General features: G+C 67.4%; 16 protein-coding genes. 12 read left to right on the forward strand and 4 right to left on the reverse strand.

Features of this window, described 5'->3' with window-relative positions; translation table 11 throughout:
- Positions 1 to 8: 8 nt before the first annotated feature.
- The 7 genes from argJ to argH all read left to right on the forward strand — a co-directional run bounded on the left by argJ (position 9) and on the right by argH (position 7,412).
- Positions 9 to 1,226 (forward strand): bifunctional glutamate N-acetyltransferase/amino-acid acetyltransferase ArgJ, encoded by a 1,218-nt coding sequence (gene argJ, locus A5779_RS09215; protein WP_110777044.1) that lies wholly within the window; start codon positions 9 to 11, stop codon positions 1,224 to 1,226.
- Entirely contained in the window at positions 1,223 to 2,101 is an 879-nt protein-coding gene (gene argB / locus A5779_RS09220) for an acetylglutamate kinase (RefSeq protein WP_064881052.1), read from the forward strand. Before argJ ends, argB begins: the two co-directional genes overlap by 4 nt.
- Positions 2,098 to 3,273 carry an acetylornithine transaminase gene (locus A5779_RS09225; protein ID WP_064881053.1) on the forward strand — a complete coding sequence of 392 codons (1,176 nt, stop codon included), beginning with the start codon at positions 2,098 to 2,100 and terminating at the stop codon, positions 3,271 to 3,273. The genes argB and A5779_RS09225 overlap by 4 nt, the downstream gene beginning before the upstream one ends.
- Positions 3,270 to 4,205 (forward strand): ornithine carbamoyltransferase, encoded by a 936-nt coding sequence (gene argF, locus A5779_RS09230; protein WP_064881055.1) that lies wholly within the window; start codon positions 3,270 to 3,272, stop codon positions 4,203 to 4,205. Before A5779_RS09225 ends, argF begins: the two co-directional genes overlap by 4 nt.
- A gap of 4 nt (positions 4,206 to 4,209) precedes the next feature.
- Positions 4,210 to 4,686 (forward strand): arginine repressor, encoded by a 477-nt coding sequence (locus A5779_RS09235; RefSeq protein ID WP_064881057.1) that lies wholly within the window; start codon positions 4,210 to 4,212, stop codon positions 4,684 to 4,686.
- Positions 4,687 to 4,709: 23 nt separating this feature from the next.
- Complete coding sequence (locus A5779_RS09240) at positions 4,710 to 5,909, forward strand: argininosuccinate synthase (RefSeq protein ID WP_064881059.1); 1,200 nt, start codon at positions 4,710 to 4,712, stop codon at positions 5,907 to 5,909.
- A gap of 75 nt (positions 5,910 to 5,984) precedes the next feature.
- Positions 5,985 to 7,412 (forward strand): argininosuccinate lyase, encoded by a 1,428-nt coding sequence (gene argH, locus A5779_RS09245; RefSeq protein ID WP_064881061.1) that lies wholly within the window; start codon positions 5,985 to 5,987, stop codon positions 7,410 to 7,412.
- Here the strand turns inward: argH and A5779_RS09250 are convergent.
- Positions 7,409 to 9,202 carry an ABC-F family ATP-binding cassette domain-containing protein gene (locus tag A5779_RS09250; protein WP_064881063.1) on the reverse strand — a complete coding sequence of 598 codons (1,794 nt, stop codon included), beginning with the start codon at positions 9,200 to 9,202 and terminating at the stop codon, positions 7,409 to 7,411. The genes argH and A5779_RS09250 overlap by 4 nt on opposite strands.
- Before the next feature lie 155 nt (positions 9,203 to 9,357).
- Here A5779_RS09250 and A5779_RS09255 point away from each other — a divergent pair, with 155 nt between their 5' ends.
- The 3 genes from A5779_RS09255 (at position 9,358) to A5779_RS09265 (ending at position 13,174) form a co-directional block, all read left to right on the forward strand.
- Positions 9,358 to 12,366: an acyl-CoA synthetase gene (locus A5779_RS09255; RefSeq protein ID WP_064881065.1), complete on the forward strand. Its 3,009-nt coding sequence runs from the start codon at positions 9,358 to 9,360 to the stop codon at positions 12,364 to 12,366.
- A gap of 76 nt (positions 12,367 to 12,442) precedes the next feature.
- Positions 12,443 to 12,946: a hypothetical protein gene (locus A5779_RS09260; protein ID WP_064881067.1), complete on the forward strand. Its 504-nt coding sequence runs from the start codon at positions 12,443 to 12,445 to the stop codon at positions 12,944 to 12,946.
- Positions 12,947 to 12,955: 9 nt separating this feature from the next.
- Positions 12,956 to 13,174, forward strand: coding sequence for a Trm112 family protein (locus A5779_RS09265; protein WP_055120282.1), 219 nt, complete (start codon positions 12,956 to 12,958; stop codon positions 13,172 to 13,174).
- Here A5779_RS09265 and A5779_RS09270 read toward each other — a convergent pair.
- From A5779_RS09270 to A5779_RS09280, 3 genes are read right to left on the reverse strand one after another with little or no spacing between them, the layout of a single operon-like run.
- A complete protein-coding gene (locus tag A5779_RS09270) occupies positions 13,157 to 13,783 on the reverse strand; it encodes a TetR/AcrR family transcriptional regulator (protein WP_064881069.1) in 627 nt (208 codons plus the stop codon). The genes A5779_RS09265 and A5779_RS09270 overlap by 18 nt on opposite strands.
- Before the next feature lie 6 nt (positions 13,784 to 13,789).
- Positions 13,790 to 14,617 carry an ABC transporter permease gene (locus A5779_RS09275; RefSeq protein WP_082941613.1) on the reverse strand — a complete coding sequence of 276 codons (828 nt, stop codon included), beginning with the start codon at positions 14,615 to 14,617 and terminating at the stop codon, positions 13,790 to 13,792.
- Positions 14,542 to 15,327 (reverse strand): ABC transporter ATP-binding protein, encoded by a 786-nt coding sequence (locus A5779_RS09280; protein ID WP_064881071.1) that lies wholly within the window; start codon positions 15,325 to 15,327, stop codon positions 14,542 to 14,544. The genes A5779_RS09275 and A5779_RS09280 overlap by 76 nt, the downstream gene beginning before the upstream one ends.
- An 80-nt stretch (positions 15,328 to 15,407) precedes the next feature.
- Here A5779_RS09280 and A5779_RS09285 point away from each other — a divergent pair, with 80 nt between their 5' ends.
- Positions 15,408 to 16,019 (forward strand): DNA-3-methyladenine glycosylase, encoded by a 612-nt coding sequence (locus tag A5779_RS09285; RefSeq protein ID WP_064881113.1) that lies wholly within the window; start codon positions 15,408 to 15,410, stop codon positions 16,017 to 16,019.
- A gap of 27 nt (positions 16,020 to 16,046) precedes the next feature.
- Positions 16,047 to 17,333 (forward strand): tyrosine--tRNA ligase, encoded by a 1,287-nt coding sequence (tyrS, locus tag A5779_RS09290; protein ID WP_207549053.1) that lies wholly within the window; start codon positions 16,047 to 16,049, stop codon positions 17,331 to 17,333.
- Positions 17,334 to 17,634 lie beyond the last annotated feature (301 nt).

Raw genomic sequence — 17,634 nt, forward strand, 5'->3', positions numbered from 1 at the left:
CTGAGGGAGTGACAACAGGTACCAAGCTGGTCCGCACCCAGGGCGTCACCGCACCCGCAGGCTTCCGGGCGGCCGGCATCGCCGCCGGTATCAAGGCATCCGGCGCACCGGACCTGGCGCTGGTGTTCAACGAGGGGCCGGATCACGCCGCGGCGGGCGTGTTCACCCGCAACAAGATCAAGGCTGCGCCCGTGCAGTGGTCGCAGCAGGTGCTGACCACCGGCCGGTTGCGTGCCGTGGTTCTGAACTCGGGCGGCGCCAACGCCTGCACCGGGCCGCTGGGATTCCAGGACACCCATGCCACCGCCGAGGCAGTGGCCTTTGCACTGAGCGACTGGGGTACCGAGACCGGTGCCATCGAGGTCGCGGTGTGCTCGACGGGCCTGATCGGTGACCGGTTGCCGATGGACAAGGTACTGGCCGGCGTCACCGAGATCGTGCACGAGATCGCGGGCGGTCTGACCGGGGGTGACGACGCCGCCCGGGCCATCATGACCACCGACACCGTGCCGAAACAGGTTGCGCTGCACCATTCGGTGGAGTCGGGGGACAACTGGACCCTGGGCGGGATGGCCAAGGGAGCCGGGATGCTGGCGCCGTCACTGGCCACCATGCTGGTGGTCCTGACCACCGATGCGGTCGCTGACAGCGCGGCACTCGACGCCGCGCTGAGGCGGGCCACGGCGCTGACCTTCGACCGGCTCGACGTCGACGGCAGCTGCTCGACCAATGACACCGTGCTGTTGCTCGCGTCCGGCGCCAGCGAGATCGCGCCGAGCCAGGACGATCTCAACGAGGCGGTGCTGCGGGTCTGTGACGACCTGTGCGCACAGCTGCAGGCCGACGCCGAAGGCGTCACCAAGCGGGTCGTCATCACCGTGACGGGCGCCGAAACCGAGGACGATGCACTGGTCGCGGCCCGCGTCATCGCCCGAGACAGCCTGGTCAAGACCGCGCTGTTCGGTTCCGACCCGAACTGGGGCCGGGTTCTGGCCGCGGTCGGCATAGCGCCGGTGAAGCTGGACCCGGAACGGATCAGCGTGTCGTTCAACGGTTCTCCGGTGTGCGTCGACGGTGCCGGCGCTCCGGGAGCCCGCGACGTCGACCTGTCCGGCGAAGACATCGCCGTGGTGGTGAACCTGGGTGTGGGAGGCCACAGTGCTTCCATCAGGACCACCGACCTGTCGCACGCCTACGTCGAAGAGAACTCGGCCTACAGCTCATGAACCAGGCCATCGAGCGCGGCGTCAAGGCCCAGGTGCTCGCCTCGGCGCTGCCGTGGCTCAAGCAACTGCACGGCAAGATCGTCGTCGTCAAGTACGGCGGCAACGCCATGACCGACGACACCCTCAAGGCGGCCTTCGCCGCTGACATGGTGTTCCTGCGCAACTGCGGCATCCACCCGGTGGTGGTGCACGGCGGCGGGCCCCAGATCAGCGCGATGCTCAAGAAGCTGGGCATTGCAGGCGATTTCAAGGGCGGTTTTCGGGTGACCACACCCGAGGTGCTCGACGTGGCGCGCATGGTGCTGTTCGGTCAAGTGGGCCGGGAACTGGTCAATCTGATCAATGCCCACGGCCCGTACGCGGTCGGCCTCACCGGTGAGGACGCGCACCTGTTCACCGCCGTGCGGCGCAGCGTCACCGTCGACGGAGTGGCCACCGACATCGGGCTGGTCGGCGACGTCGAATACGTCAACGCCGAATCCATCATGGATCTCATTGCCGCAGGGCGTATTCCAGTGGTGTCGACCATCGGGCCGGACATCGACGGTGTGGTCCACAACATCAACGCCGACACCGCCGCTGCGGCCCTGGCCGAGGCGCTGGGTGCCGAGAAGCTGATCATGCTCACCGACGTGGAGGGGCTCTACACCGACTGGCCCGACCGCTCTTCGCTGGTCAGCGAGATCGACACCGAGGCCCTGACAGGGCTGCTGCCCACGCTCGAATCGGGCATGGTGCCCAAGATCGAGGCCTGTCTGCGGGCGGTGGAGGGCGGTGTGCCGAGCGCCCACGTGATCGACGGCCGCGTCGAACACTGTGTGCTGGTCGAGCTTTTCACCGATGAAGGAACTGGAACCAAGGTGGTAGCCGCATGACCCTCCAGGACCGCTGGGAAGCGGTGATGATGAACAACTACGGCACCCCGCCGTTGGCACTGGCCAGCGGTGACGGCGCCGTGGTGACCGATACCGACGGCAAGTCCTACTTGGACCTGCTCGGCGGAATCGCGGTCAACCTGCTGGGGCACCGCCATCCCGGGGTGATCGAGGCCGTCACCACCCAGCTCAACACGCTGGGCCACACGTCGAACCTGTACGCCACCGAGCCGGGCATCGCGCTGGCCGAGGCGTTGGTGGGGCATCTGGGTGCGCCGGCGCGGGCGTTCTTCTGCAACTCGGGCACCGAGGCCAACGAGGTCGCCTTCAAGATCACCCGGCTCACGGGGAAGACGAATATCGTTGCCGCCGAAGGGGCCTTCCACGGCCGTACGATGGGGTCGCTGGCGTTGACCGGCCAGCCCGCGAAGCAGGCACCGTTCGAGCCGCTGCCGGGCAACGTGACCCATGTGCCCTATGGGGATGCCGAAGCCCTTGCCGCTGCGGTCGATTCGGATACCGCTGCGGTGTTCCTCGAACCGATCATGGGGGAGGGTGGCGTCGTCGTCCCGCCGGCCGGATATCTGGCGCAGGCCCGCGACATCACCACCAGGAACGGCGCACTGCTGGTCCTCGACGAGGTGCAGACCGGCGTCGGGCGTACCGGCGCGTTCTATGCGCATCAGCACGACGGCATCACCCCGGACATCGTCACGCTGGCCAAGGGCCTGGGCGGCGGGCTGCCGATCGGCGCCTGCCTGGCCATCGGCGCGGCCGGTGATCTGCTCACCCCGGGTCTGCACGGCAGCACGTTCGGAGGTAACCCGGTGTGCACCGCCGCCGCGCTGGCGGTGCTCAAGGCGCTCGCCGACGGGGATCTGATCGCGCGCGCCGGGGTGCTCGGCAAGACGCTGAGCCACGGCATCGAGGAGTTGGGTCATCCGCTCGTCGACCACGTGCGCGGCAAGGGTCTGCTGCAGGGCGTGGTGTTGACCGCACCGAGCGCCAAGGCCGTCGAGGCCGCCGCGCGCGACGCCGGGTTCCTGGTCAATGCCGCTGCCGCGGACGTCATCCGGTTGGCGCCGCCACTGATCATCACCGAACCGCAGATCGAGACGTTCCTGTCCGCTCTGCCTGCCGTTCTCGACACCGCTGTGGAGGCTGCTTCATGACCATCCGGCATTTCCTGCGCGACGACGATCTGTCACCCGATGAGCAGGCCGAGGTGCTCGCCCTGGCCGCCGAACTCAAGAAGGCACCGTTCTCGCGGCGCCCACTCGAGGGCCCGCGCGGCGTCGCGGTGATCTTCGAGAAGAACTCCACCCGCACCCGGTTCTCGTTCGAGATGGGCATCGCCCAGCTCGGCGGCCACGCTGTGGTGGTCGACGGCCGCAGTACCCAGCTGGGCCGCGAGGAAACCCTCGAGGACACCGGCGCGGTGCTGTCCCGCTACGTCGACGCCATCGTGTGGCGCACGTTCGCCCAGGAGCGGCTGACGGCCATGGCCTCGGGATCGACGGTGCCGATCGTGAACGCACTGTCTGACGAATTCCACCCGTGCCAGGTGCTGGCCGACCTGCAGACGCTGGCCGAGCGCCGGGGCGAGCTCAAGGGTTTGCGGATGACGTATTTGGGTGACGGCGCCAACAACATGGCGCACTCGCTGATGCTGGGTGGTGTCACCGCAGGCATCCACGTCACCATCGCCGCGCCGGCCGGATTCGAACCAGACCCGCACTTCGTCGAGGCCGCCAAGCGCCGCGCCAGTGAAACTGGAGCAACCGTGTCCGTTACCGATGACGCACAGGCCGGGGTCGACGGGGTCGACGTGCTCGTCACCGATACCTGGACGTCGATGGGCCAGGAGAATGACGGGCTCGACCGGGTGCGGCCGTTCCGTCCGTTCCAGGTCAACGCCGATCTGCTCAAGCGTGCCGACCCGGAAGCCATTGTGCTGCACTGCCTTCCGGCGCACCGCGGTCACGAGATCACCGACGAGGTGATCGACGGCCCGCAGAGCGCGGTGTTCGACGAGGCCGAGAACCGGCTGCACGCGCAGAAGGCCATGCTGGTGTGGCTGCTCGAAAAAAAGACAAGCGCCTGAGACTATGAGCGCACCGACCCGCGCCGGCCGACAGGCCCGCATCGTCGCCCTCCTGTCGGCCAGGCAGGTGAGCAGCCAGACCGAACTGGCCGCCCTGCTGGGCCAGGAGGGCATCGAGGTCACCCAGGCCACGCTGTCGCGGGACCTGGAGGAGCTCGGCGCGGTGAAACTGCGCGGCGCCGATGGCGGAGTCGGGGTGTATGTGGTGCCCGAGGACGGCAGCCCGGTGCGGGGTGTGTCGGGTGGCACCGAACGGTTGACCCGCTTGCTGGGGGACTTGCTGGTATCGACCGATGCCAGCGCTAACCTTGCCGTGCTGCGCACCCCGCCCGGGGCGGCGCATTACCTGGCCAGCGCGATCGACCGCGCCGCCCTGCCGTATGTGGTCGGCACCATCGCCGGTGACGACACCATCCTGATGGTGGCGCGCGACCCGATGACCGGGGCCGAACTTGCCAACACCATCGAGAACTTGAAGTAGAGCCCAAAACAAGGAGATTGCTCATGTCCGAACGCGTCATCCTGGCGTACTCCGGAGGTCTGGACACCTCGGTCGCGATCAGCTGGATCGGCAAGGAGACCGGCAAAGAGGTCGTCGCCGTCGCCATCGATCTCGGCCAGGGCGGCGAGGACATGGATGTCGTGCGCCAGCGTGCCCTGGACTGCGGTGCGGTCGAGGCGGTCGTGGTCGACGCCCGTGACGAGTTCGCCGACGAATACTGCCTGCCGACCATCAAGGCCAATGCGCTCTACATGGACCGCTACCCGCTGGTGTCGGCCATCAGCCGCCCGCTGATCGTCAAGCATCTGGTCGACGCCGCGCGTGCCCACGGCGGCACTGTCGTCGCGCACGGCTGCACCGGCAAGGGCAACGACCAGGTGCGCTTCGAGGTCGGCTTCGCTTCCCTCGCACCTGAACTGGACGTCATCGCCCCGGTCCGCGACTACGCCTGGACCCGTGAGAAGGCCATTGCGTTCGCCGAGGAGAACGCGATCCCGATCAACGTCACCAAGCGCTCACCGTTCTCGATCGACCAGAACGTGTGGGGCCGCGCGGTGGAGACCGGGTTCCTCGAGGACCTGTGGAACGCGCCGACCAAGGACGTCTACGACTACACCCAGGACCCCACGGTCAACTTCAACGCCCCAGACGAGCTGATCATCAGCTTCGACAAGGGCCGCCCGATCGCGATCGACGGTCGTCCGCTCAGCGTGCTGGAGATCATCCAGGAGCTCAACACCCGGGCCGGTGCCCAGGGTGTGGGCCGGCTCGATGTGGTCGAGGACCGGCTGGTCGGCATCAAGAGCCGCGAGATCTACGAGGCGCCGGGCGCGATGGTGCTGATCACCGCGCACACCGAGCTCGAGCACGTGACGCTGGAGCGTGAGCTGGGTCGGTACAAGCGCGGCGTGGACCAGAAGTGGGGCGAGCTCACCTACGACGGCCTGTGGTTCAGCCCGCTGAAGCGGTCGCTGGAGGCGTTCGTCGAGCACACGCAGGAGCACGTTTCCGGCGACATCCGGCTGGTTCTGCATGCCGGGAGCGTCATCGTCAACGGCCGCCGTTCCGGTGAGTCGCTGTACGACTTCAACCTGGCCACCTACGACGAGGGCGACAGCTTCGATCAGAGCGCGGCGAAGGGCTTCGTGCAGCTGCACGGTCTGAGCTCCAAGATCTCGGCCAAGCGCGACCTGGGCCTCTGATGCCGAGCAGACGCGTAGGTACCCGAAATCGCCGTGTGCGGGGTACCTACGCGTCTGCTCGCGGAAAGAAGTGAGATGAGCACCAACGACGGAACCACCAACGAAGGCTCGCTGTGGGGCGGCCGGTTCGCCGACGGTCCTTCGGCAGCCCTTGCCGCGCTGAGCAAGTCGACCCATTTCGACTGGGTGCTGGCGCCGTACGACGTCACCGCGTCGAAGGCCCACGCCCGAGTTCTGCACCGGGCCGGCCTGCTCACCGATGAGCAGCGGGACGGGCTGCTCGCGGGCCTGGACAGCCTGGGTTCCGACGTTGCCGACGGCAGTTTCGGGCCGCTGGTCACCGACGAGGATGTGCACGGCGCGCTGGAGCGCGGCCTCATCGACCGGGTCGGGCCGGATCTCGGTGGCCGGCTGCGGGCCGGACGTTCGCGAAACGACCAGGTGGCCACGTTGTTCCGGATGTGGCTGCGCGACGCCGTCCGTCGCGTCGCCGACGGCGTGCTCGAGGTGGTCAACGCCCTGGCGGTGCAGGCTGCCGCGCATCCGACGGCCATCATGCCGGGCAAGACCCACCTGCAGGCCGCTCAGCCGATCCTGCTCGCACATCATCTACTGGCGCACGCTCATCCACTGCTGCGCAATGTCGACCGGCTCGCCGACTTCGACGACCGCACTGCCGTCTCGCCCTACGGTTCCGGGGCGCTGGCGGGATCGTCGCTGGGCCTGGATCCCGATGCGATCGCCGCGGATCTCGGATTCGCCTCAGCGGCAGACAATTCCGTCGACGCCACCGCGGCCCGCGATTTCGCCGCCGAGGCGGCCTTCATCTTCGCCCAGATCGGGGTGGACCTGTCCCGGCTCGCCGAAGACATCATCCTGTGGAGCACAACCGAATTCGGTTACGTGACCTTGCACGACTCCTGGTCGACCGGCAGTTCGATCATGCCGCAGAAGAAGAACCCGGACATCGCCGAGTTGGCCCGCGGCAAGTCCGGACGCCTGATCGGAAACCTCACGGGCCTGCTGGCCACGCTCAAGGCGCAGCCCCTGGCCTACAACCGGGATCTGCAGGAGGACAAGGAGCCGGTCTTCGACTCGGTGGCCCAGCTGGAGCTGTTGCTGCCGGCGATGGCCGGCCTGGTCGGCACGCTGACGTTCGACGAGGACCGGATGGCCGCGCTGGCACCTGCCGGTTACACGCTGGCCACCGATATCGCCGAATGGCTGGTCCGCGAAGGGGTTCCGTTCCGGGTGGCCCATGAGGCCGCGGGGGAGGCCGTGCGAGTCGCCGAGGGGCGTGGGGTCGGGCTCGACGAACTCACCGACGACGAATTCGCCGCGATCAACCCCGCGCTCACCGCACAGGTGCGCGAGGTCCTGACCGTGGAGGGCTCGGTCAACGCGCGCAGTGCGCGTGGCGGTACGTCACCGGTCCAGGTCGCCAGGCAGCTCGGCGTGGTTCGCGAGACCGCCGAAGAGTTACGGATCCGGCTGCGCCGCTAGCCGATCTGCTCGCCGAGTTCGAACCAGCGTTCCTCGACCTCGGTGACTTCGTCCTCCAGCGCGCGGATGGCGGCCACCTTGACCGCGAGTCCCTCGAAATCCGACTGGTCATGGTCCGCCATCGCAGTCCGGGACCGGTTGATCTGTTCCTGCAGCTTCTCCAGCCGGCGTTCCAGGGCGGACACCTCCTTCTGCGCTGCCCGCAGCTCGGCGCCGGACAACCCGTCCGGTGCCGTGCCTGCGGCCGGTGCCTGCGCCGCGCCGGTCGCCGACCCATGTGCGGCCCGCAGCCGCAGGTACTCGTCCACCCCGCCCGGTAGATGCCGCAGATGCCCGCCGAGGATCCCGTACTGCTGATCGGTGACCCGCTCCAGAAAATAGCGATCGTGGCTCACCACGATCAGCGTGCCGGGCCACGAGTCGAGCAGGTCCTCCATGGCGGAGAGCATGTCGGTGTCCAGGTCATTGGTGGGTTCGTCGAGGATCAGCACGTTGGGCTGTGCCAGCAGGATCAACAGCAGTTGCAGGCGACGTTGTTGTCCGCCGGAGAGGTCCTTGACCGGTGTCGACAACTGGGCGCTCGAGAACCCGAGACGTTCCAGCAACTGCCCGGGCGTGAGCTCCTGGGCCTTCGACCCGCTGCCGAACACATACGTCGTGCGCAGGTTGGCCAGTACTGTCCGCACCGGATCGCCGAGGTGTGGCTCAAGCTCGTCGACGGTCTGGGTGAGGGTCGCCACCTGCAGCGTCTTACCGTGTTTGACTCGTCCCGAGGTCGGTTGCACCGAGCCGTCGATCAGGCCCAGCAGGGTCGATTTTCCGGCACCGTTGACGCCGAGGATCCCGGTGCGCTCACCCGGGGCGATCCGCCACTCGACCTGCTGCAGCACCTCACGGTCGCCGTAGCTCACCGACACGTCCAGCAGGTCGACGACCTGCTTCCCGAGCCGGGACACCGCCAGGGACTGCAGTGCGACCTTGTCCCGGATCTCGGGAACGTCGGCGATCAGTGCGTTGGCCGCGTCGATACGGAACTTCGGCTTCGAGGTGCGGGCCGGCGCGCCGCGGCGCAGCCAGGCCAGTTCCTTGCGGGCCAGGTTCTGCCGACGCGCTTCGATCGAGGCGGCCTGACGGTCACGCTCCACGCGCTGCAGGATGTAGGCGGCGTAGCCGCCGTCGAACGGTTCGACGATGCGGTCGTGCACTTCCCATGTGGTCGTACAGACCTCGTCGAGAAACCAGCGGTCGTGCGTCACCACCAGCAGCCCGCCGGACGACGCGGACCAGCGCTTCTTGAGGTGCGCGGCGAGCCAGGTGATCGCCTCCACGTCGAGGTGGTTGGTCGGCTCGTCGAGCGCCAGCACGTCGTGATCGCCGGCGAGCAGCCTGGCCAGAGCCACCCGGCGCCGCTGTCCGCCTGACAGCGTGCCGAGTCGGGCGTCCCACGGCAGGTCGGCGAGCAGTCCCGCGATGACATCGCGCCCGCGGGGGTCACCGGCCCACTCGTGTTCGGGCACGTCGCCGACCACGGCGTGGCCGACCGTGTCGGCGTCGTCAAGGGTGTCGGCCTGATCGAGTACGCCGATCCGCACTCCGCCGCGCACGGTGACCCGTCCGGAATGGGGTTCGAGTCGGCCGGCCAGCATGGCCAGCAGGCTGGATTTGCCGTCGCCGTTGCGGCCGACGATGCCGATCCGGTCGCCTTCGCTGACGCCGACGGTGACCGAGTCGAACACCACCCCGGCGGGGTACTCCAGATGCAGGGTTTCGCCCCCGAGCAGGTGTGCCATCGCCGCCGACCCTATCGTCCGGGGCCCGGGAATCCGGCATCGCACGGGGCCACTGTCGGCATAGCGCTGATCACATCGGCGATTGGTTGCTGTTATGCCATGATGACGACGTCAATCGGGGGTCGGGTGAGTTGTCAGGTGTGGGGAGCTAACTGGTGGATTTCTCGGCAGTGACCAAACCGGTCGAGCGGTTGCTGGCAACCGCGCAGAACGGTCTGGAGGTGCTGCGCTACGGAGGCCTGGAGACCGGTGCGGTCCCGTCGCCGTTCCAGATCATCCAGAGTGTGCCGATGTACCGGCTGCGGCGGTACTTCCCGCCCGACGCCCGCCCTGGTGCCCAGGATCTCCGTCCTCCGGTGCTGATGGTGCATCCGATGATGATGTCGGCCGACATGTGGGACGTGACGCGCGACGACGGTGCGGTCGGCATCCTGCACGCCGCAGGCGTCGACCCGTGGGTCATCGACTTCGGTTCGCCCGACAAGGTCGAGGGCGGTATGCAGCGCAACCTCGCAGACCACGTGGTCGCGCTCTCGGAGGCCATCGACATCGTCAAGGAGGTCACCGGCCGCGACGTGCACCTGGCCGGCTACTCGCAGGGCGGGATGTTCGCCTACCAGGCTGCGGCCTACCGGCGGTCCAAGGATCTGGCGAGCATCATCGCGTTCGGTTCGCCGGTCGATACCCTGGCCGCGTTGCCGATGAACCTTCCGGCGGGGGTCGCCGCGGGTGCCGCGGATTTCATGGCCGACCACGTGTTCAGCCGCATCGACATCCCGGGGTGGTTGGCGCGCACCGGCTTTCAGATGCTCGACCCGATCAAGACCGCGCAGTCGCGCCTGGATTTCCTGCGTCAACTGCATGACCGGGAGGCCCTGCTGCCGCGTGAGCAGCAGCGCCGCTTCCTGTCGTCGGAGGGCTGGATCGCCTGGTCCGGACCGGCGATCTCCGAACTGCTCAAGCAGTTCATCGCGCACAACCGGATGATCACCGGCGGCTTCTCCGTCCACGGGGACCTGGTCACGCTTTCTGACATCGACTGCCCGATCCTGGCGGTGATCGGTGAGGTCGACGACATCGGCCAACCGGCCGCGGTACGCGGCATCAAACGGGCCGCACCGGATGCGGACGTCTACGAATACCTGATCAGGGCAGGACATTTCGGCCTGGTTGTGGGGTCCAAGGCCTCGACCCAGACCTGGCCGACAGTGGCGCAGTGGGTGAAATGGCTCGGCGGAGAACAGATGCCCGACGGCGTGGTGCCGATGGGATCGCAGCCGGCTGATCATCCCGAGGGTGGGGTGTCGTTCTCCGCCCGCGTGACCCACGGCGCCACCGCAGCCACCGAGATGGCGTTCGGCGTGGCCCGCTCGGCCGCCGACGCGCTGGTGACGGCGAACAAGAACGCCCGGACCCTGGTCATCGAGACGGCCCGCACGCTGCCCCGGTTGGCCCGGTTGGGTCAGGTCAACGACCACACCCGGATCTCGCTGGGCCGGATCATGAGCGAGCAGGCGCGCAGCGTCCCCAACGGCGAGGCACTGCTGTTCGACGGCCGTGTGCACACCTATGAGGCCGTGGATCGCCGGATCAACAACGTGGTTCGCGGACTGATCGACGTCGGTGTGCGCCAGGGTGCCCGGGTCGGCGTCCTGATGGACACCCGGCCCAGTGCCCTGGTGGCCATCGCGGCCCTGTCCCGGCTGGGAGCGGTGGCCGTGCTGCTGCCAGAGGCGGACCTGGCCGAGGCGGCCCGGCTCGGTGGCGTGGCCGAGATCATCGCCGACCCGAGCCATCTCGATGTGGCCTGCAAGCTCGACATGCGCGTGCTGGTTCTCGGCAGCGGCGGGCCGCTCGGTGGACCCGGTGGTGAGAGCCGCGACCTCGATGTCCCCGAGGACGCCGATGTCGTCGATATGGAGAAGATCGACCCCGACGTCGTCGAACTGCCCGGCTGGTACCGACCCAACCCGGGTCTCGCGCGCGACCTGGCGTTCGTCGCCTTCAGCGAAGTCGGTGGGGAGCTCGTGGCCCGCCAGATCACCAACTTCCGGTGGGCGCTGTCCGCGTTCGGCACCGCGTCGGCGGCGAATCTGGGCCGCGGCGACACGGTCTACTGCCTGACCCCGCTGCATCATCAGTCCGGCCTGCTGGTCAGTCTTGGCGGTGCCGTGGTCGGCGGTTCACGCATCGCGCTGTCGCGCGGATTGCAGCCCGACCGGTTCCTGCAGGAGATCCGGCAGTACGGCGTGACCGTCGTGTCCTACACGTGGGCCATGCTGCGCGAGGTCATCGACGATCCGTCGTTCTCGCTCACGGGAAGTCACCCGGTCCGGCTGTTCATCGGATCCGGGATGCCGGCCGGGCTGTGGAAACGCGTGGTCGACGTGTTCGAGCCGGCCCAAGTCGTGGAGTTCTTCGCCACCACAGACGGACAGGCCGTGCTGGCCAATGTGTCCGGAGCCAAGATCGGCAGCAAGGGACGGCCGTTGCCCGGTGGCGGCACCGTCGAACTCGCCGCCTACGACGCCGACGACGACCTGATCCTGGAAGACGAGCAGGGGTTCGTGCGCAAGGCCGAGGCCAACGAGGTGGGTGTGCTCCTGGCACACCCGCGTGGCCCGGTCGATCCGACCGCGGTGGTCAAGCGCGGTGTCTTCGCACCGGCCGACACCTGGGTGTCCACCGAGTTCCTGTTCCGTCGCGATGAGGACGGTGACTACTGGCTGGTCGACAACCGAGGTGCGGTGATCCGGACCGAACGGGGCCCGGTGTTCGCGACCAGTGTCAACGACGCGGTCGGGCGGCTCGACGCGGTCGACATGTCGGTGACCTACGGCATCGAGGAGTCGGGCCGGCAGTTGGCAGTGACGGCCCTGGCCCTGCGCCCCGGCGGCAGCGTCCCGACGGCCGATCTGTCGCTCGCTCTGGAGGATCTGGCCGCCGGCAACCCGCCGGACGTGGTGCACGTGGTGGCCGACATGGAACTTGGTGCGTCCTACCGCCCGCTCGTCGCGCCGCTGCGGGCCGCGGGCATCCCGAAATCCGGCCGGCGTAACTGCTGGTACCTCGACGCCGATACAGGGACGTACAAGAAATTGACCGCGGCCAGTCGGGCCGAACTCGTCGCCGGCGGTGCCGACGACGAGGCGGACGCCGAATAGTCGCGTCGCCCGACGGGATGCCGGGGCCAGAACGCGCTGTTACGCTCCGGCGGACGGCAGAACGACTGGAGGATCGATGACATCGGGATCGGGTGCGAACAGCTGGCGTCGGGTCGTGACCGGCGGTGCGCTGGTCCTGGGCCTGCTGGTGGGCGCGGGTGCGCCGACGGCTACCGCCGACCCCGTAGCGCCCGCCCAGCCGACTCCGGCGGCCGACGCGCCGGCGGCGCCGCAGATGACTGCTGACGAAGCCCTGTCGATCATCGCCAAGGACTACGACACCGGCGAGGGCGGCGGGCAGATCTCGACACTGATCCACGACATCCTCAAGCTGCGTCAACAGGGGTACAAGCCGTCGAACGCCAACCGTGAGGCCATCACCAAGGCCCTCGACAAGCGTCCCAATCAGGTGCCGCTGATCGACGCGCTCAAGAGCACCCTGTCATATCAGCGCAAGTTGCAAGCGCAGTCCCAGGCACAGATTCCGAAGCAGGGTGTCGTCAATCCAGGTATCGCTCCCATTCCGGGCGGCGGGGGACAGCCCGGCCCGAGTGGTGGCATCCAGATCCCGCTGGGCTAACTTCACGTGGTGGTCGACGACAAGCTTCTGAGCATCCTGGTGTGCCCGCAGGACCGCGGGCCGCTGCTGCTGGCCGGAACGGACTGGCTCTACAACCCCCGGTTGCGGCGCGCCTACCGGATCGAGGACGGCATCCCAGTCCTTCTGGTCGACGAGGCCGTGGCCATCGAAGATGACGCCGAGCACCGGCGGTTGATGGAGCTGGCCGGGTCAGGCGAGTCCGGGTAAGTCACCGGTCAGATAGCGCTGCAGGGTGGGTGCGATCGTCTCGGCGATCTGATCCGCCGGCAGCGTGGCGAAGGGCTCGAGCTCCAGGATGTAACGCGCCATCGCGACCCCGACCAATTGTGAGGCGACGAACTGGATGCGGATCCGGGAACTGCCGGGCGGGTTGTCCACCCTGGGCCCGATCTCGCCGATGATGATGTCCTGGAGAAACGACCGGACCAGCGATACGTCGTTGCCGGCCAGGATCGAGCGCAGCGTCGCGACAAAGCCCTTGCCGATCTCGGAATCCCACAGCGGCAACAGGATTGACGGCAGCGTGTGCCCGATCTGGTCCACCGGCACCTCTTTCAGCCGGCTGATCACCGTCATCGGATCGATGGGAATGTGGATCGCCGCGGCGAACAGTTGGGTCTTGGTGCCGAAGTAGTGGTGCACCAGTGCCGCGTCCACTCCGGCATCGGAGGCGATGGAGCGAATCGATGTCTTGTCGATTCCGTTGCGGGCGAACAATTCCCGCGCACTGGTCAGAATGCGCTCGCGTTTGTCCGATGGTCCGGCCGGGCGGCCGGGCCGTTTGCGTTCTCTGCTGGAGTCGACGTCGGTACTCACGGGTTCCTAGGGGGTTCGACGGCGCAGGGTGGCCGCGGCCAGACACAGTGCCAGCACCGCAAAGCCGAGCACGATCGCGATGTCGCGTGCCGCGACGGCGGTCAGCTCAGCGTGGGCGCCGACCTGCTGCAGGGCTTCGAGTGCGTAGCTGGCCGGTAGCACGTTACTGATCCACTGAAGCCAGTCCGGCAGCGCGGCCCGCGGCACGATGATGCCGCACAACAGCAGTTGGGGCGCGATCACCACCGGCATGAACTGCACGGCCTGAAACTCGGTGCGGGCGAACGCACTGCACAACAGCCCTAGACCGACGCCGAGTACGGCGTTGATGATCGCGATCAGGAACACCAGAACGGGGCTGCCCTCGGTGTGGAGTCCGAGGAACCAGAACGAGACGACGCAGGCGAGGGTGGCCTGCGCCGCGGCTGCGATCGAGAACGCGGTGCCGTAGGCGGCGAGCAGGTCGAACCGCCGCAGTGGCGTGGTCAGAATGCGTTCGAGAGTTCCCGAGACTCGTTCCCGCTGCATGGTGATCGAGGTGATCAGGAACATCACGATGAGCGGGAAGACGCCGAGCATGATCAGGCAGGCATTGTTGAACGGTGTCGGTTGCCCCGGCGCGTGCGGTGCGTTCTGGAACATGAAATACATCAGGGTGATGATCAGGCTGGGGACCAACAGGATCATCGCCACGCTGCGATGGTCGGCGGCGAGCTGTCGCAGGATCCGTCCGGTGGTGGCCAGGTAGGCCGCCGGGCTCAGTCGGCTCGGTTGTGCCCGGCTGTGGCGCTGCGCCGGATGACGGTGAGAAACGCTTCCTCCAGGGACGTGCATTCCGTGTCCTTCCGTAGCTGGTCAGGGGTGGTGTGGGCGAGTAACCTGCCTTCGCGCATGAGCAGCAGGTCACCGCAGTGGTCGGCCTCGTCCATGACGTGACTGGAGACCAGCAGGGTTGTTCCGCGCCGTGACAGTTCGTTGAACTGTTCCCACAGGTCGACGCGCAGGACCGGGTCGAGGCCGACGGTCGGCTCGTCGAGCACCAGGAGTTCAGGTTCGGCCACCAGGGCGCAGGCGAGCGAGACCCGGGTCCGTTGACCTCCGGAGAGGTTGCCGCAGTAGGCGGTGCGGTGATCGTCGAGTCCGACCGCCCGGATGGCGTCGGCGGCCGAGTCCGCCGACGTGCCGTACAGCGCGGCGAAGTAGCGGACGTTGTCGATGACCCGCAGGTCGTTGTAGATCGTCGGATCCTGCGTGACGTATCCGACGCGGTGGCGTAGCGGTGCCGAACCGGCGGGGTGTCCGAGGACCATGACGGTGCCGCCCTCGACGATCTGGGTCCCGACGATGCTGCGCATCAGGGTGGTCTTGCCGCAGCCTGACGGGCCGAGCAGACCGGTGATGGCACCGCGGGAGATCCGCACCGAGAGGTCTCGAATCGCGGGGCGGCCACCACGGCTGACCTGCAGTCCGGTGATGTCGACGGCAGGGGCGTCGGCATTGGACGGGAATCCGGCCGAGAATTCATCGATCGATGAAGTCATCATGTGATGAATACTGCGCTCGCGTATGGCCGGTGTCAACGGTGGATGTTGCGAAGTGCAAAATCGCTCGGGTGGGCTTGCAGATGGGCGCCGAACTGCTGACCGGAGATCCGCTGTTCGCAGCCCGTCGGCTGTTGGGGGCCGAGCTGACTGGACGCGGTGTCCGCGCCGTCATCGTGGAGGTCGAGGCGTACGGGGGCCCGCCCGACGGCCCCTGGCCCGACGCAGCCTCGCATTCGTTTCGCGGTGCAGGCGGACGGAATCTCGTGATGTTCGGCCCGCCCGGACACCTGTACACCTACCGCAGCCACGGCATCCATGTCTGCGCGAATGTGGTCTGCGGTTACGACGGTGTGGCGGGCGCGGTCCTGCTGCGCGCTGCGGCGGTAAGTGCCGGCACCGAGGTGGCCGCGCGGCGCCGGGGGCCTGCGGTGCGCCCCGTTGCGTTGGCGAGAGGGCCGGGAAACCTGTGCTCTGCGTTGGGAATTGCTATGGAGGACAACGGGATTGACCTCTTCGATGCCGGTAGTCCGGTGCGGTTGACGCTGGGCGATGCGGTCCCGGGAGTCGACGGCCCGCGGGTCGGAGTGAGCAAGGCCGCCGACCGGCAATGGCGGTTCTGGATTGCCGGCCGGGGAGAGGTGTCGGCATATCGGCGCAGCCCGCGTGCACCTGCGCCCGGCACCAGTGATTGACCTGCGCAATGCGGCATGATCGTCGTCATGAGCATGGGAATCCTGGATGAGCTGGACTGGCGTGGGCTGATCGCCCAGTCGACCGACCGCGATGCGTTGGCGAACGACCTGGCCAAAGGCCCCATGACCGTCTATTCGGGCTTCGACCCGACCGCGCCCAGCCTGCACGCAGGCCACCTGGTTCCGTTGCTCACGTTGCGGCGGTTCCAACGTGCCGGACACCGGCCGATCGTGCTGGCCGGCGGGGCGACCGGGATGATCGGTGACCCTCGCGACACGGGGGAGCGCACGCTGAACACCGCCGACACGGTGTCGGACTGGGCCGGCCGCATCCGCGGTCAGTTGGAGCGGTTCGTCGAATTCGACGACAGCCCGACCGGTGCGATCGTCGAGAACAACCTCAATTGGACCGGCCAGCTCTCGGCCATCGAATTTCTACGCGACCTGGGCAAATACTTCTCGGTGAACGTGATGCTGGACCGGGAGACGGTCCGACGCCGGCTCGAAGGCGACGGCATCTCCTACACCGAGTTCAGCTACATGCTGCTGCAGGCCAACGACTTCGTGGAACTGCACCAGCGGCATGGTTGCGCATTGCAGATCGGTGGCTCCGATCAGTGGGGCAACATCGTCGCCGGCGCCCGATTGGTGCGCCAGAAGCTGGGTGCCACCGTGCATGCGATGACGACTCCGCTGGTCACCGACTCCGAAGGTAAGAAGTTCGGCAAGTCGACCGGCGGCGGCAACGTGTGGCTCGACCCCGAAATGACCAGCCCCTACGCCTGGTACCAGTACTTCGTGAATGCCGCTGATGCCGACGTCATCGGTTACCTGCGGTGGTTCACCTTTCTCACGCCGGAGGAGATCGGGGAGCTCGAGGACGCGACCAAGAACCGTGCGCATGAACGCGCCGCGCAGAAGCGGCTCGCGCGTGAACTCACCACGTTGGTGCACGGAGAAGGGGCGACGAAGGCGGTCGAGCTCGCCAGCCAGGCGTTGTTCGGTCGTGGCGAGTTGGCCGACCTCGACGGATCGACGCTCGGCGCCGCGCTGCGCGAGGCCAGTAGTGGGCAGGTTGCCGAGCTGAAGCCGGGCGGCCCGGACTCGATCGTGGATTTGTTGGTGAGCACCGGGTTGGCGGCGAGTAAGGGGGCCGCGCGCCGCAATGTCGCCGAGGGCGGGGTGTACGTGAACAACATTCGTATTGAAAGCGACGAGTGGCTACCACAGCATTCCGATTTTCTGCATGAGCGTTGGCTCGTGTTGCGACGTGGCAAGCGGCACATTGCCGGCGTCGAGCGCACCGGCGGTTAGGGCGTCCGGAAGTCACGCTCTGACCTGGGAAAACGTCGCAGTGACCTGGCGATTTGACTCGCTGTTAGCGCTCACGTAACTTATTCCAGGTCAGAGCGACACGGACAAGCGCCGGAGAGCGAAGACAAAATCCGAGAGAGACACCCATTACGGTGGGTATTCTCACTGCCCGCAGAAGCTCAGCGGCTTTTAGCCGCGGGATTTCTGCGCGACAAACTCGGGCGTGTTGTTTGAGAACTCAATAGTGTGTTTGGTGGTTTTTGTTTGTTGTTTTTGGCCACGCTCTTTTTCCCGTTTAGGG

Source organism: Mycolicibacterium peregrinum (assembly GCF_001665625.1).
GTDB lineage: Bacteria > Actinomycetota > Actinomycetes > Mycobacteriales > Mycobacteriaceae > Mycobacterium > Mycobacterium peregrinum_B.

Coding starts and splice junctions, on each gene's coding strand:
- argB (WP_064881052.1), top strand. CDS start 1,223: ATGAACCAGGCCATCGAGCGCGGCGTCAAGGCCCAGGTGCTCGCCTCG.
- A5779_RS09225 (WP_064881053.1), top strand. CDS start 2,098: ATGACCCTCCAGGACCGCTGGGAAGCGGTGATGATGAACAACTACGGC.
- argF (WP_064881055.1), top strand. CDS start 3,270: ATGACCATCCGGCATTTCCTGCGCGACGACGATCTGTCACCCGATGAG.
- A5779_RS09235 (WP_064881057.1), top strand. CDS start 4,210: ATGAGCGCACCGACCCGCGCCGGCCGACAGGCCCGCATCGTCGCCCTC.
- A5779_RS09240 (WP_064881059.1), top strand. CDS start 4,710: ATGTCCGAACGCGTCATCCTGGCGTACTCCGGAGGTCTGGACACCTCG.
- argH (WP_064881061.1), top strand. CDS start 5,985: ATGAGCACCAACGACGGAACCACCAACGAAGGCTCGCTGTGGGGCGGC.
- A5779_RS09250 (WP_064881063.1), bottom strand. CDS start 9,202: ATGGCACACCTGCTCGGGGGCGAAACCCTGCATCTGGAGTACCCCGCC.
- A5779_RS09260 (WP_064881067.1), top strand. CDS start 12,443: ATGACATCGGGATCGGGTGCGAACAGCTGGCGTCGGGTCGTGACCGGC.
- A5779_RS09275 (WP_082941613.1), bottom strand. CDS start 14,617: ATGCACGTCCCTGGAGGAAGCGTTTCTCACCGTCATCCGGCGCAGCGC.
- A5779_RS09280 (WP_064881071.1), bottom strand. CDS start 15,327: ATGATGACTTCATCGATCGATGAATTCTCGGCCGGATTCCCGTCCAAT.
- A5779_RS09285 (WP_064881113.1), top strand. CDS start 15,408: ATGGGCGCCGAACTGCTGACCGGAGATCCGCTGTTCGCAGCCCGTCGG.
- tyrS (WP_207549053.1), top strand. CDS start 16,047: ATGAGCATGGGAATCCTGGATGAGCTGGACTGGCGTGGGCTGATCGCC.